Origin of the sequence: Sphingomonas sp. Leaf25 (assembly GCF_001421635.1) — a bacterium.
Lineage (GTDB): Bacteria > Pseudomonadota > Alphaproteobacteria > Sphingomonadales > Sphingomonadaceae > Sphingomonas.
In genome coordinates, this window is the sequence record NZ_LMKU01000030.1 from 222,746 (window position 1) to 235,456 (window position 12,711).

Genomic DNA, 12,711 nt, shown 5'->3' on the forward strand with positions numbered 1-12,711 from the left:
GCTGATCCAGTGGCTGGATCAGCCTAACGTCGCGCGCGCATCTGTTTGCGCAGCGCGTTCGGGAACCAGCGCGCGGCGAAGCGCATCCGCCGCGCGGTCGGCCCGACCGGCACCAGCACGGGGCCACCATGCACGGCGTCCCATGCCGCTTGCGCCACGGTTTCCAGCGAAGTGAACTCCAGCCCCTGCTCGCGCACGCGCTCGCGGATCGTGCGGTTGGTCCCGGTCAGCGTGCCGTCGAGCAGCGGCGTGTCGATGAAGCCGGGCATCAGCGCGCGCACGGCGATGCCGTCGGCGGCCCATTCGCCGTCGAGCGCTTCGGTGAGGCCACGCACGGCGAACTTGGTCGCCGAATAGACCGCTGCCCCGGCAGTGCCATAGATGCCGGCGGCCGAAGCGGTGTTGAGCAGGCAGCCGCCGCTCGCTTTCAGATACGGATGCGCGGCATGGGCGCCGAGCAACACGCCGGTCAGGTTCACCGCCACCGTCCGCTCGATCGCGGTCACGGCCATGTCGGCGAACACCCCGCCGGCGGCGATGCCGGCGTTGTTGAACACGACATCGATCGCGCCATCGGCGACAAAGGCGGCGAGTGCCGCATCCCATCCCGCCGCCTGCGTCACGTCGAACGCGAAGGTCGCCGTGTCGGCGGGCAGGTCCCCGGCGGTGCGCGTCAGCGTCGCCGCATCAATATCGGCGAGGCCGATGCGCCAGCCGCGCGCGGCGAACAACTGCGCGGTGGCGCGGCCGATGCCCGATGCCCCGCCGGTGATGAAGATCGATCGCGCCATGCGCGGCACTGTGCGCCCGGCGGCGGCGGGCGACAAGATCGTCAGTCGTCAGGCGGTATCTCGTCCGGCCAGAAATCGGGTGCGGGATCGGTGGCGGGTGCGGTCGCCGGGGGCAGCGTCGGCGTGGCCCCGTCGAACGCGACACGGAGCGCGGCCCCCGGCCGGGTCGCCTGCTGGAAGATCGCCCGCACCTCGCGCCCGCCGCGCAACATGCCGGCGATCCATGGCGCACGCTCGGCGGTGAGATAGCCAATCTGCACGCCGCGCGCGCTCATCACCATCACCGCATCGGGATCGACCGGGTTGCGCGGTTCGAGCACCAGCAGCACCGGTTCGCCGGGCCGGCACAGCAATATCTCGAACCGGCGATTGCCCTTGCCCGTGCGGTTCGGATGGTCCGCGCCGACGACGTACAGGCTCAGTTCACGCAAACTATCTGCTCCCGTCGCTGCGGCATGGAACGCAAATGGGCGCGCGGCGTCTGTTGGGCAACAAGGGCGACGCAGACGATTGCCCGAACAGGGACCGTCGATCCATGCCGCAACACAGTGCCGGAATTCTGCTCTATCGCCGCAAGCCGCAGCCGGCGGTGTTGCTGGTGCATCCCGGCGGTCCGTTCTGGGCGCGGCGACAGGCTGGCGCATGGCAGATCCCCAAGGGCCATGTCGAACCTGACGAGGCGGTCGAGGATGCAGCCCGGCGCGAGGTGGCCGAGGAACTGGGGGTGACGGTCGCCGGCCCGCTCGCGCCGCTGGGCGTGGTCAAACAGTCGGGCGGCAAGTCGGTGTCGGCGTTCGCCGCCGAACAGGATGTCGACACGCAGCGGATCACCAGCATGACGTTCGAGATCGAATGGCCACCGCGCAGCGGCCGGCGCCGCGCCTTTCCCGAAGTCGATGCCGCGCGCTGGATGCCGGTCGCCGAGGCGCGGACGATGATGCTCAAGAGCCAGTTGCCGTTGCTCGACCGGATCGTGCCGTTGCTGGGGGGGTGACCTGCAGGACGTCATTCCGGCGAAGGCCGGAATCCATGGATACGGGCGTCATCGATGGAAGCGCGCCGGCTTGTATCCATGGATCCCGGCCTGCGCCGGGATGACGGGAGGGTCAGAGCTGGAGGACGCTGACATCCTGCGCTGCCGCCCGCGTCAGCGTGTTGCGCAGCGGCAGGACGAACGGGGCCGCCGCGATTTCGAACACGTCGCCTTCCTGCGTCGCGATCCCGTCCGAGAACGACAGCGTCGCCGTGCCGAAGAAGTGGACATGGATGTCGCCCGGCCGGCGGAACAGCGCGTATTTGAAGTGGTGATGTTCGAGGTTCGACAGGCTGTGCGACATGTTCGCCTCGCCCGACAGGAACGGCTTTTCCCAGATCGTCTCACCGTCCCGCACGATGCGGCTGGTGCCCTCGACATGCTCGGGGGGGGTGCCGACCAGCAGTTCGGGGCCGAGCGACGCCTGACGCAGCTTGCTGTGCGCGAGCCACAGATAGTTGTGGCGCTCGGTCACATGGTCCGAAAATTCGTTGGCAAGGGTCAGGCCGATGCGGTGCGGCGTGCCGTCGGGACCGATCAGGTAGATGCCGGCGAGTTCGGGTTCCTCGCCGCCGTCCTGCGCGAAGGCGGGCATGGTGAAGTCGCCGCCCGGCGCGACCATCTGGCCGCCGTCGCCCTTGTAGAACCATTCGGGCTGCTGGCCGACGGCCCCCGCCGCCGGCTTGCCGCCCTCGACCCCTTCGAGGAACATCCGCATCGAATCGGTCTGGGTCGCGGCTTCGGCCGCCGCGCGGTGCATCTTGTCGCGCCCCTCGGCGGAGCCGAGGTGGGTGAGGCCGGTGCCGGTCATCACGACATGGGCCGGGTCCTCATGGTCGATCGGCGATCCGATCTGGCCGGCGTCGAACAAGGCGGTCAGGTCGACCGCCTCGCCCTGCCCCAGCGCGGCGATGGTGTCGGCGATCGACTGGCCCGCGTCGATCGCGCGCAAGGCGAGGTCGCGGACGCTGGCAACGCCGGGGACGATGTGCGCGCCGCTGTCGGTCGCGGCGATGACGGCGCGCGCGGGGGCCACGCGCTGCAACAGGCGAAGAGTCATCGGCTATTCCTTACTTGAAGACGTCGGTGTCGGCGGGAACATCGGCGATCGGGTTCGTCACCTTCGATCCCCACAGCGCGTAGAACAGAATGTAGAGCTCGCACGCGGCGGTCAGCAGGAACGACCATTGCAGGCCGTATTTGTCGGCCAGCCAGCCCTGTACCACCACCAGCGCGCCGCCGGCGATCGCCATGATGAGCAGCCCCGAGCCTTCCTCGGTCAGCGGCCCCAGCCCCTTGATGCCGAGCGTGAAGATCGTCGGGAACATGATCGAATGGAACAGCCCGACGAGGATCAGCGACCACATCGCGGCGGGACCGTTCAGGAAGGTGGCACCCAGCATCACGACGAACGCGCCGATCGAGAACAGCGCCAGCACCTTGGCCGCATCGACCTTCTGCATCACAAAGCTGCCGACGAAGCGGCCGATCATCATCCCGCCCCACAACAGCGTCAGATAGCGTCCGGCCAGTTCGTTGGTGACGTTGGCAATGTCGGGCTGGCTGACGAAGTTCACGAACAGGTTGGCGACGCCGATCTCGGCGATCAGGTAGATGAAGATCGCGGGCACGCCGAACACGAGGTTGCGGTGGTTCCACAGCGAATGCTTCCGGCGCTCTTCCTTGGCGACGCGGCTGGTCGACGATCCCATCGCGGGGAGCGGGAAGCGGGCGATGATGACCGCCAGCACGACCAGCACGATCGTGACCAGCACATAGGGCAGGATCACCGACTGCGCGTCGGCCATCCGCTCGGCCTGCGTCAGCACCGTGCCCGCCTCCGCCGTGCCGCCCTTCGACCGGCCGAGGATGAGGTACGCGCCGAACAGCGGGGCGAGCATGGTGCCGGCCGAGTTCATCGCCTGCACCAGATTGAGCCGCGACGAGGCGGTGGCCGACGGGCCGATCACCGCGACATAGGGGTTGGCCGCGACCTGCAGCAGCGTGATGCCGCTGGCGATCACGAACAGCATCACCAGCGTGACACCGTACGACGGCAGGCTGGCGGCCAGCACCATGCCCGCCGCACCCGCCGCCATCACCAGCAATCCGATGACCAGCGACTTCTGATAGCCGATCCGCTCGATCAGCTTGGCCGACGGGATCGAGGCGAAGAAATAGGCGATGAACCACACGCTTTCGATCAGCGTGGTCTGGGTATAGTTCAGGTCGAACACGCTGCGCAGATGCGGCAGCAGCGTGTTGTTGATGACCGTGATGAAGCCCCACATGAAGAACAGGCTGGCGAGCAGCGTCAGCGCCGAGGTGTAGTTGCCCCCCGGCGGCGCGGCGGTCACACCGCGCGCGGAAGTGATCGGTGCCGGCATCTTGTCGCAAACTCCCCTTATTTATATGACAATGGCCGGCGTCGGTAGGCGACACCCGCTTGCCCTAAACGTTTTTGTCTGACTATATGGCGGAAGGCACCGCGTCAACGGTCGCGGCGGAGGGGAGATGGAAGCAATGAAACGGTGGGCTCTGGCCACGGTGGCGGTCGCGGCGACGATCAGTTCGGCGCAGGCCGCCGATGCGAAACGCGAAGCCGCCGGGCGGTTGAAGGACGGCACCGCGATCGAGGCGATCGTGCTGACCAACGCGAAGGGCGTGTCGGCGCGCATCCTGTCCTATGGCGCGACGCTGCAATCGCTGGTCGCCCCCGACCGCGCCGGTAAGCGCGCCGATGTGGTGCTCGGCTATGACGATGTCGCGACCTATGAATCGCGCCCCAATTATTTCGGGGTGAGCGTCGGGCGCTATGCCAACCGGATCGCGGGCGGCAAGTTCAGCCTCGACGGGCGCAGCTATCAACTAACGCAGAACGACAAGACCAACTCGCTCCACGGCGGGACCCAGGGGTTCGACAAGCGGGTGTGGCAGGTGGCCGACGTGAAGTCGGGGGCGACCGCGTCGGTGAAGCTGACGCTGGTCAGCGCCGATGGCGATCAGGGCTATCCGGGGCAGTTGACCACCGCCGTCACCTATTCGCTGAATGAGGCGGGCGACCTGACCATCGCGTTCGACGCGGCGACGACCAAGCCGACGATCGTCAACATGACGAACCACGCGATCTTCAACCTGAGCGGTGAAGGTGCTGCCGGTGGCACCGGACAGCACCGGCTGACCGTCCCGGCGGGCAGCTACACCCCCGTCGACGCGCGGTTGATCCCGACCGGCCAGATCCGCCCGGTCCACGGCACGGTGTTCGATTTCACCAAACCCCGGCTGATCGCCGACGGCATCCGCGACGGACGCAACGAACAGATCCGGCTGGGTCAGGGCTACGACCATAATTTCGTGCTCGACAAGGGGCCGACGCCCACGCCCGAACTTGCCGCGCGGCTGGAGGACAGCCTCAGCGGCCGGGTGCTCGAAGTATTGTCGACCGAACCGGGCATCCAGTTCTATACCGGCAACTTCCTTGACGGCACCTATGTCGGCAAGCAGGGGCATCTGTATCGCATGGGTGACGGCATCGCACTGGAACCGCAGAAATTCCCCGATTCGCCCAACCAGCCGACCTTCGCCTCGGCCCGGGTCGATCCGGGCAAGCCGTACCGCCACGTCATGATCTATCGCCTCTCCACGACCCGCTGATCCGAAAGCTCCGCTCGATGACCGACATGCCCCCCCTGCGCAGCCGCGCCTGGTTCGACAATCCCGACAATATCGACATGACCGCGCTGTATATCGAGCGCTATCTGAACTTCGGGCTGAGCCAGGAGGAATTGCAGTCGGGCAAGCCGATCATCGGTATCGCCCAGACCGGCAGCGACCTTTCCCCGTGCAACCGCCATCACCTCGTGCTGGCCGAACGCTTACGCGAAGGCATCCGCGAGGCGGGCGGCATCGTGCTCGAATTTCCGGTCCATCCGATTCAGGAAACCGGCAAACGGCCGACCGCCGGCCTCGACCGTAACCTCGCGTACCTCGGCCTCGTCGAAGTGCTGTACGGCTATCCGCTCGACGGCGTGGTGCTGACGATCGGTTGCGACAAGACGACGCCGGCGTGCCTGATGGCCGCCGCCACGGTCAACATCCCGGCGATCGCGCTGTCGGTCGGTCCCATGCTCAACGGCTGGCACAAGGGCGAGCGCACCGGATCGGGCACGATCGTGTGGAAGGCGCGCCAGATGCTGGCGGCGGGCGAGATCGACAACAAGGAATTCATCCGCCTCGTCTCCTCCTCGGCGCCCTCGACCGGCTATTGCAACACAATGGGCACGGCGACGACGATGAACTCGCTGGCCGAGGCGCTGGGCATGCAGCTCCCCGGATCGGCGGCGATCCCCGCGCCGTATCGCGACCGGCAGGAGATCGCGTACCACACCGGCAAACGCATCGTCGACATGGTGCGCGAGGACCTGAAGCCCTCCGACATTCTGACGAAGGATGCGTTCCACAACGCGATCAAGGTCAATTCGGCGATCGGCGGATCGACCAACGCGCCGATCCACCTCGCGGCGCTCGCCCGTCATACCGGCATCGACCTGCCGATCGAGGATTGGCAGGAGCAGGGGCACAAGATCCCACTGCTGGTGAACCTGCAACCCGCCGGCGAATATCTGGGCGAGGATTATTACCGCGCGGGCGGCGTGCCGGCGGTCATCAACCAGTTGATGGGTCAGGGCCTGATCGCGGAAGATGCGATGACGGTGAACGGCAAGACGATCGGCGAGAATTGCCGTTCGGCCACCATCGAGGATGAAAAGGTCATCCGCCCGTTCGACCAGCCGCTCAAGGAAGAGGCCGGGTTCATCGTCCTCAAGGGCAATCTGTTCGACGCGGCGGTGATGAAGACCAGCGTGATCGGCCCCGAATTCCGCCAGCGCTATCTCTCCAACCCGAACGACCCCGAAGCGTTCGAGGGGCCGGCGGTCGTGTTCGATGGGCCGGAGGATTATCACAACCGGATCGACGATCCCGCGCTCGGCATCACCCCCGAAACCTTGATGTTCATGCGCGGTGCCGGGCCGATCGGCTATCCCGGCGCGGCCGAGGTCGTGAACATGCGCCCGCCGGCGTATCTCATCACCGAAGGCGTCCATGCCCTGCCCTGCATCGGCGACGGGCGTCAGTCGGGGACGTCGGGTAGCCCGTCGATCCTGAACGCCTCGCCCGAAGCGGCGGCGGGCGGTGGCCTCGCGCTGCTGCGCACCGGCGACCGGGTGCGGATCGATCTGGGCAAGGGCAGCGCCGACGTACTGCTGTCGGACGAGGAACTGGCGGTTCGCCGCCAGGAGCTGGAAGCCGCCGGCGGGTATCGCTATCCCGCATCGCAGACGCCGTGGCAGGAAATCCAGCGGTCGGTGGTCGGCCAGATGTCGACCGGTGCGATTCTGGAAGGGGCCGAAGCGTATCAGCGCATCGCCCAGACGCAGGGATTGCCGCGCGACAATCACTAGACCCTGATCCACCTGAACGGAAACGTCGCCCCAGCGAAGGCTGGGGCCTCAAGCGGTTCTTGTCGCGCGCCACGGCCAGGAGATCCCAGCCTTCGCTGGGATGACGGTTGTTGCAAGGTCGATGGATCATTTCCGGCAAAACAGACGGCGCGGTTCGACACGAACCGCGCCGTTTTTCGTGTGGCGGACCCCGACACCCCTCGGCATCGTTACGTTCCCAAACCGATGGGAGCGTTCCATGGCCGATACCACCGCCGCCGAACTGGCCGATACGATCGACGATGCGATGCTGGCCAAGACCCGGCCGCCGCTCGGCGCGATGGCGCTGCTCGGGATTGCGGCGGGCGCGCAGATCGGTTTCGGCAGTATCGGCTATCTGGTGGCGCAGGCTGGCGGCACGCCCGGTGGCGCGGTGCAGTTGCTGTCGGGCGTCGCCTTTTCGGTCGGGCTGATGCTGGTGATGGTGACGGGGACACAGTTGTTCACCGGCAATACCATGCTGGTGCCGCCCGCCGCGCAGGACCGGCTTTCCATCGGCGAGACGCTGCGCGACTGGAGCGTGGTGTGGATCGCCAATCTGGTCGGCAGCATCGCGGTCGCCGCCTTGTTCGTGGCGGCGGGCGGGCCGCAAGCGATCGACGGCGCGGTCGGCGCGGCGGCGCTCAAGACCGCGACCACCAAGCTCGGCAAGGACTGGGTCGAGCTGCTCGCCTCGGGCATGCTCGCCAACATGCTGGTGTGTCTTGGCGTATGGATGGCGACGGGTGCCAAGTCGATCGGCGGCAAGATCGCGGCCGTGATCGGGCCGGTCGCGCTGTTCGTCGCGGGCGGTTTCGAACATTCGGTGGCGAACATGTCGCTGTTGCCGATCGCGTGGGGCATCGATCCGCAGGCGGTGCCGATCGACGCGGCGGCGTTCAACGTCGCGCTGGCGACGCTCGGCAACATCCTTGGCGGATCGGTGGTCGCGATCGTGCTGGCGGCAGGGCACCGCAAGCTGCGTCAGGGTACGCCGACATGAAAGAGGCCGCCGGGGTCTCTCGACACCCGACGACCTCAAGCATGGTCAGCGGCCGGAAGTTCCAGCCCGGGAGACCATGCGAGCCGCCTGTGGCCGAACCGTGCGTTGGCTGGGAGAGGATACTCCCCGCACGATCCGTTGTGCCTAGCGGCGCGTCTCCCGAACGAACTGAACCGAACCCACTGCTGAACCATGAGACATCGGATCACCTCCTTTCGCTAGTTAAAGCCGTTACGCCCCGACTGGTAGCGCGCCCCGAATGTGTGCCATCGCCGCGATGGTTACAAGCCTTGAATTACACGCATGATGCACCGATCATCGCCTGCCGCCGGGACGGCAGCGCGCCACGACATCGCCGATCGACCGGTCGCCGGGCAGCCGCCCGATCGGGCCGTCGCCACCGCCGACTCCGATCGTCCGTGCCTTGGCCAGCGCGTCGAGGAAGGTCTGTCCGGTCGTCACCGCCGCCTCCAGTGCGCCGTCGATCCGCTTGGCCGGGAAGGTCGCGGCGGCATCGGGGGTGAACAGGCGGATCGCGCTGCCCTCCCCCGCCGCCACGAAGACGATTCGCCGCGCCTGGGAATCGCAGCGGACCGCGAAGCGGAGCGTCCCGCCGCTGTCGTAGCGCGCGGCGCTGCCGCTGGCCGATGCCTGAAACCGCCAGGTGCCGGCAAGCGGTGCCGCACCATCGAGCTCGGGCGTGGGCAATTCGCCGGGAGCCAGCGTTCGCGCGCTGGCGATGATGGTCGGCGTCGCGACAGGCGTCGGCGATGGCGCGGGCGTCGGCTCGCCCGAACAGGCGGCGAGCAGCAGCGCCAGCGCCGACGCCGCGCCGACCTTCACCGGCGGCAGTCCTCGGTCACGCGCAGAATCTCGGCCCATGCCGGCAGCACCAGCCGCCCGACGCCCGCCCCTTCGATCACGAACCGGCCCCGGCTGAACCCGATCGCATCGAGCAGCCGGTCGCCGGCGGGCAGCATCAGCGCCACGCCGCCCGCGACCGGCCGCACGGCCATGCTGCGCTGGGTGCTCGACGTGCGGATCGTGATCGTGCCGGGGGCGGGACGGCTGCTCGCCAGCATCAGCGTCACCTGACCGGCGCCCGCGTCGCAGCGCAGCGTCGCAAGGGTAGCACCGCCGCGCGCGCCATAGGTCGCGACCGATCCGTTGCCCAGACCACGATACTGCCAGTCGCCCGGCGTCACCGCATCATCGCGCCAGTCGCCAACCGCGGGCGGCGGCGCGACGACCGCCACCGGGCGTACCGGCGGAACGGGATCGGGCATCGCCGCCGGCGGCGCGGCGGGCGGCACGCAGGCGGCGAGCAGGACGAGCGGAGCAAGGGGCAACAGGATACGCATGGCGACCCTTATGGGCGAAGCGTCCCGCCCCCTCAACCGCTTAGGGCCGATCGACATTCAGCCGGCCGTGACGCCAGCAAAGACCATTTCCGTCACCCCGGACTCGTTCCGGGGTCCACGGTACAACGATCGATCCCGCTCGAAGCACTTGCGACAGCGTTCGCGGCTAGGTGGACTCCGGAACACGTCCGGGGTGACGAAGGAAGGTAGTGTTTTCGACTACGGACTGCACCGGAAGAGCCGAATGCCGATCCGGCTTGGGACCGTTCGGCGGCTCCGACGCCACCGGTCGTTCGCCATCTTTTGCCATGAAGCGTGGCATGATAGTTGTCGGACAAAATAACATACTTGGGTGAAGGATAGTGGATTGGCCGACTCCTGCTGCACCGGCGCGTCACGTCGCGCGTTCCTGAAGCATGCGGGGAGCGGCGCGCTGGCCGCCGGTCCGCTTCTGACCATCGCCGGGCAGGCCGTCGCAGCGCCACCCCCCGCAACGATGCAGGGTCCGGTGGCGAAGCTCCGGCCATTCGACCTCGCCGACGTGACGCTGGCCGACAGCCCGTTCCTCCACGCGCAGCGCAAGACCGAAGCCTATCTCCGGTCGCTCGTGCCCGACCGGATGCTCCATAATTTCCGCAGGAACGCGGGCCTCGCCCCCAAGGCACCGGTCTATGGCGGCTGGGAATCCGAACCGGCGTGGGCCGAGATCAACTGCCATGGCCATACGCTGGGCCATTATCTGTCGGGCTGCGCGCTGGCGTGGCGCTCGACCGGCGACACCGACTATCGCCGCCGGATCGACCATATCGCGCGCGAGCTGGCGGCGTGCCAGCAGGCGGCGAACTCCGGCCTCGTCTGCGCCTTTCCGGGCGGCGCGGCACTGATCGCCGCCCATCTGCGCGGCGATCCGATCACCGGCGTGCCGTGGTACACGCTGCACAAACTCTATGCCGGTCTGCGCGACGCCGCGCTGCTGGCCGACAGCGCGCCGGCACGCGCGGTGCTGTTGCGCTTCGCCGACTGGGCGGTCGTCGCCACCCGGTCGATGGGCGATGCGCAGGTCGAAACGATGCTGGAAACCGAACACGGCGGCATGAGCGAGGTGTTCGCCGACCTCTATGTCATGACTGGCAACGCCGACTATCGCACCACCGCCGAACGCTTCGCGCAAAAGGCGATCCTCGCGCCGCTGGCGAAGGAGCGCGATCATCTCGACGGGCTGCACGCCAACACGCAGATCCCCAAGATCATCGGCTATCACCGCCTGTGGGAAGTGACCGGCAAGCCTGATTATGCCAGCGCCGCCACCTTCTTCTGGCGCACCGTCGCGCAGACCCGGTCGTTCGTGACCGGCGGGCATGGCGACAACGAACATTTCTTCGCCGCCGCCGACATCGCCGACCATGTCTTCTCGGCCAAGGGGTCGGAAACCTGTTGCCAGCACAACATTCTGCGCCTCACCCGCGCGCTGTTCCTGCACGATCCGCAGGTCGCCTATGCCGATTATTACGAACGCACGCTCTACAACGGCATCCTCGCCTCGCAGGACCCCGACAGCGGCATGGCGACCTATTTCCAGGGCGCGCGGCCGGGCTATATGAAGCTCTATCACACGCCGGAGGACTCGTTCTGGTGCTGCACCGGCACCGGCATGGAAAACCATGTCAAATATCGCGACTCGATCTATTTCCAGGGTGACGACGCACTCTATGTGAACCTGTTCATCCCCTCGACGGTGCGCTGGCAGGCGAAGGACGCGGTCGTGACGCAGGTCACGCAGTTTCCCGATACCGCCGATACGCGGCTGCGCTGGTCCTCGCCCCGCCCGGTCGATGCCACGCTGAAACTGCGCCATCCGCAATGGAGCGCCACCGCCACCGTGCTGGTCAACGGCGTCGAGACGGTCCGCTCGACTACGCCCGGCCGCTATATCGACGTGCAGCGGACGTGGCGCAAAGGCGACGAGGTCGAACTGCGCCTGGTCATGCGCTCCGCCGTCCATGTCGCGCCGACCGCGCCCGACATCGTCGCCTTCACCCATGGCCCGCTGGTGCTGGCCGGGGCGCTCGGGCGGCAGGGTCTTGCGCCCGGCGCGGACATCATCATCAACGAACGCAGATATGGCGAGTATAACGACACGCCGGTCGCGGTCCCGGTCCTTGCCGGCGATCCCGACGCACTGGTCGCGGCGATCCGCCCCGGCCCGGGGGCGCTGGAATTCACGATCCCCGCCGCCGACGGTGCGCCGGTGCGGCTGATCCCCTACCACCGCATCGCGCACGAACGCTATGCGACCTACTGGAAACTGGGCGGGAGCGGCGAAGCCGCGTGATGTAGGGGAGAGTGGTGCCGCTTACAGGATGCGTACTGGTCTCTGGTTTGCAACCGTCGAGAAGAGCCTTGAGCAACGCTGCTCGATCTGCCTTTGAGCGTGTTTCGAGGCTATCGATGACGGTTTGGATGTCTGGTTGCATCGGATCATCCTGACGAACATCGCCCTGCGCTTTTTCCGTTGGTTGAGCGTCATCGGCCATGTTGGTCTCCATGATGTCCGTGCGGCGGTGGTCGCAAATGGGGCTTCAAATCTGGCTCGGGAAATGAGGTTACGCTCGCGTCTGACCATGTAATCCAGCGTTTCAGGCGATCTTGTCGAACAGCGTCTTGCACGCGTTGTGTCAGCCACTCCCGAAACGACGGGTCGGAGCCATAGGGGTCGGCGTGTGGGTGGCGAAAGAATGACGTGTTTGCGCAGACATCGGCAAAAGGTTCGCCGTGTTTGATGGTTGGTTTGTGCGAGCAGATTACCGCTGGTGCGGCGCGAACTGATATGCGGATAGCCTGCATGTCGTACCTCACGCTGGGGGTGATGGTCAGATTGCTTGAGCGTGTGCTGACATTCTCGTTTTGATGCGGTGAACGGTAGCAACGCCAATCCGCAGCTTCTTGGCCGTAGCGTTGATGCTGGTCCCGGCGTCGAGGAGTGTGGATCGGCGTGGAAAAGGGACCCCGGTAGCGGGGTGATCGGCGTCGAAAAAGGACCCCT

At 66.9% G+C, this 12,711-nt stretch carries 12 protein-coding genes; 5 read left to right on the forward strand and 7 right to left on the reverse strand.

What is annotated here, in order from left to right; all coding sequences use genetic code 11:
* Nucleotides 1-23: 23 nt before the first annotated feature.
* The gene (locus ASE78_RS14935) at nucleotides 24-791 is read right to left on the reverse strand and encodes an SDR family oxidoreductase (RefSeq protein WP_056498198.1); all 768 of its coding nucleotides are present in this window, start codon (nucleotides 789-791) and stop codon (nucleotides 24-26) included.
* A gap of 41 nt (nucleotides 792-832) precedes the next feature.
* Nucleotides 833-1,222 carry an HIRAN domain-containing protein gene (locus ASE78_RS14940; RefSeq protein WP_056498130.1) on the reverse strand — a complete coding sequence of 130 codons (390 nt, stop codon included), beginning with the start codon at nucleotides 1,220-1,222 and terminating at the stop codon, nucleotides 833-835.
* Between the two features lie 104 nt (nucleotides 1,223-1,326).
* Here ASE78_RS14940 and ASE78_RS14945 point away from each other — a divergent pair, with 104 nt between their 5' ends.
* Nucleotides 1,327-1,785, forward strand: a complete 459-nt coding sequence (locus ASE78_RS14945) for an NUDIX domain-containing protein (protein WP_055758901.1) — start codon at nucleotides 1,327-1,329, stop codon at nucleotides 1,783-1,785.
* A gap of 112 nt (nucleotides 1,786-1,897) precedes the next feature.
* Here ASE78_RS14945 and araD1 read toward each other — a convergent pair whose 3' ends face one another.
* Entirely contained in the window at nucleotides 1,898-2,884 is a 987-nt protein-coding gene (gene araD1 / locus ASE78_RS14950) for an AraD1 family protein (RefSeq protein ID WP_056498132.1), read from the reverse strand.
* A 10-nt stretch (nucleotides 2,885-2,894) separates the two neighbouring features.
* A complete protein-coding gene (locus ASE78_RS14955; protein ID WP_056498134.1) occupies nucleotides 2,895-4,211 on the reverse strand; it encodes a sugar MFS transporter in 1,317 nt (438 codons plus the stop codon).
* Nucleotides 4,212-4,347: 136 nt separating this feature from the next.
* Here ASE78_RS14955 and ASE78_RS14960 point away from each other — a divergent pair, with 136 nt between their 5' ends.
* The 3 genes from ASE78_RS14960 to ASE78_RS14970 all read left to right on the forward strand — a co-directional run bounded on the left by ASE78_RS14960 (nucleotide 4,348) and on the right by ASE78_RS14970 (nucleotide 8,307).
* A complete protein-coding gene (locus tag ASE78_RS14960) occupies nucleotides 4,348-5,478 on the forward strand; it encodes an aldose epimerase family protein (RefSeq protein WP_056498136.1) in 1,131 nt (376 codons plus the stop codon).
* A gap of 17 nt (nucleotides 5,479-5,495) precedes the next feature.
* Entirely contained in the window at nucleotides 5,496-7,286 is a 1,791-nt protein-coding gene (locus tag ASE78_RS14965; RefSeq protein WP_056498138.1) for an IlvD/Edd family dehydratase, read from the forward strand.
* Between the two features lie 238 nt (nucleotides 7,287-7,524).
* Nucleotides 7,525-8,307: a formate/nitrite transporter family protein gene (locus tag ASE78_RS14970; protein ID WP_056498140.1), complete on the forward strand. Its 783-nt coding sequence runs from the start codon at nucleotides 7,525-7,527 to the stop codon at nucleotides 8,305-8,307.
* Nucleotides 8,308-8,622: 315 nt separating this feature from the next.
* On the opposite strand, the gene ASE78_RS14975 is transcribed toward ASE78_RS14970, so the two are convergent.
* Nucleotides 8,623-9,150 carry a hypothetical protein gene (locus ASE78_RS14975; protein ID WP_056498143.1) on the reverse strand — a complete coding sequence of 176 codons (528 nt, stop codon included), beginning with the start codon at nucleotides 9,148-9,150 and terminating at the stop codon, nucleotides 8,623-8,625.
* Entirely contained in the window at nucleotides 9,147-9,668 is a 522-nt protein-coding gene (locus ASE78_RS14980) for a hypothetical protein (RefSeq protein ID WP_056498145.1), read from the reverse strand. The genes ASE78_RS14975 and ASE78_RS14980 overlap by 4 nt, the downstream gene beginning before the upstream one ends.
* Before the next feature lie 367 nt (nucleotides 9,669-10,035).
* Between ASE78_RS14980 and ASE78_RS14985 the strand changes: the two genes are divergently transcribed.
* The gene (locus ASE78_RS14985) at nucleotides 10,036-12,000 is read left to right on the forward strand and encodes a glycoside hydrolase family 127 protein (protein ID WP_056498148.1); all 1,965 of its coding nucleotides are present in this window, start codon (nucleotides 10,036-10,038) and stop codon (nucleotides 11,998-12,000) included.
* A gap of 538 nt (nucleotides 12,001-12,538) precedes the next feature.
* Here the strand turns inward: ASE78_RS14985 and ASE78_RS19905 are convergent.
* The coding region (locus ASE78_RS19905) for a helix-turn-helix domain-containing protein (RefSeq protein WP_156351519.1) at nucleotides 12,539-12,711 on the reverse strand (173 nt) is incomplete at its 5' end.

What these genes read in the sequence shown, in the direction of transcription:
- ASE78_RS14980 (WP_056498145.1), bottom strand. Translation starts at nt 9,668, where the DNA reads ATGCGTATCCTGTTGCCCCTTGCTCCGCTCGTCCTGCTCGCCGCCTGC.
- ASE78_RS14960 (WP_056498136.1), top strand. Translation starts at nt 4,348, where the DNA reads ATGAAACGGTGGGCTCTGGCCACGGTGGCGGTCGCGGCGACGATCAGT.
- ASE78_RS14955 (WP_056498134.1), bottom strand. Translation starts at nt 4,211, where the DNA reads ATGCCGGCACCGATCACTTCCGCGCGCGGTGTGACCGCCGCGCCGCCG.
- ASE78_RS14945 (WP_055758901.1), top strand. Translation starts at nt 1,327, where the DNA reads ATGCCGCAACACAGTGCCGGAATTCTGCTCTATCGCCGCAAGCCGCAG.
- ASE78_RS14935 (WP_056498198.1), bottom strand. Translation starts at nt 791, where the DNA reads ATGGCGCGATCGATCTTCATCACCGGCGGGGCATCGGGCATCGGCCGC.
- ASE78_RS14965 (WP_056498138.1), top strand. Translation starts at nt 5,496, where the DNA reads ATGACCGACATGCCCCCCCTGCGCAGCCGCGCCTGGTTCGACAATCCC.
- araD1 (WP_056498132.1), bottom strand. Translation starts at nt 2,884, where the DNA reads ATGACTCTTCGCCTGTTGCAGCGCGTGGCCCCCGCGCGCGCCGTCATC.
- ASE78_RS14970 (WP_056498140.1), top strand. Translation starts at nt 7,525, where the DNA reads ATGGCCGATACCACCGCCGCCGAACTGGCCGATACGATCGACGATGCG.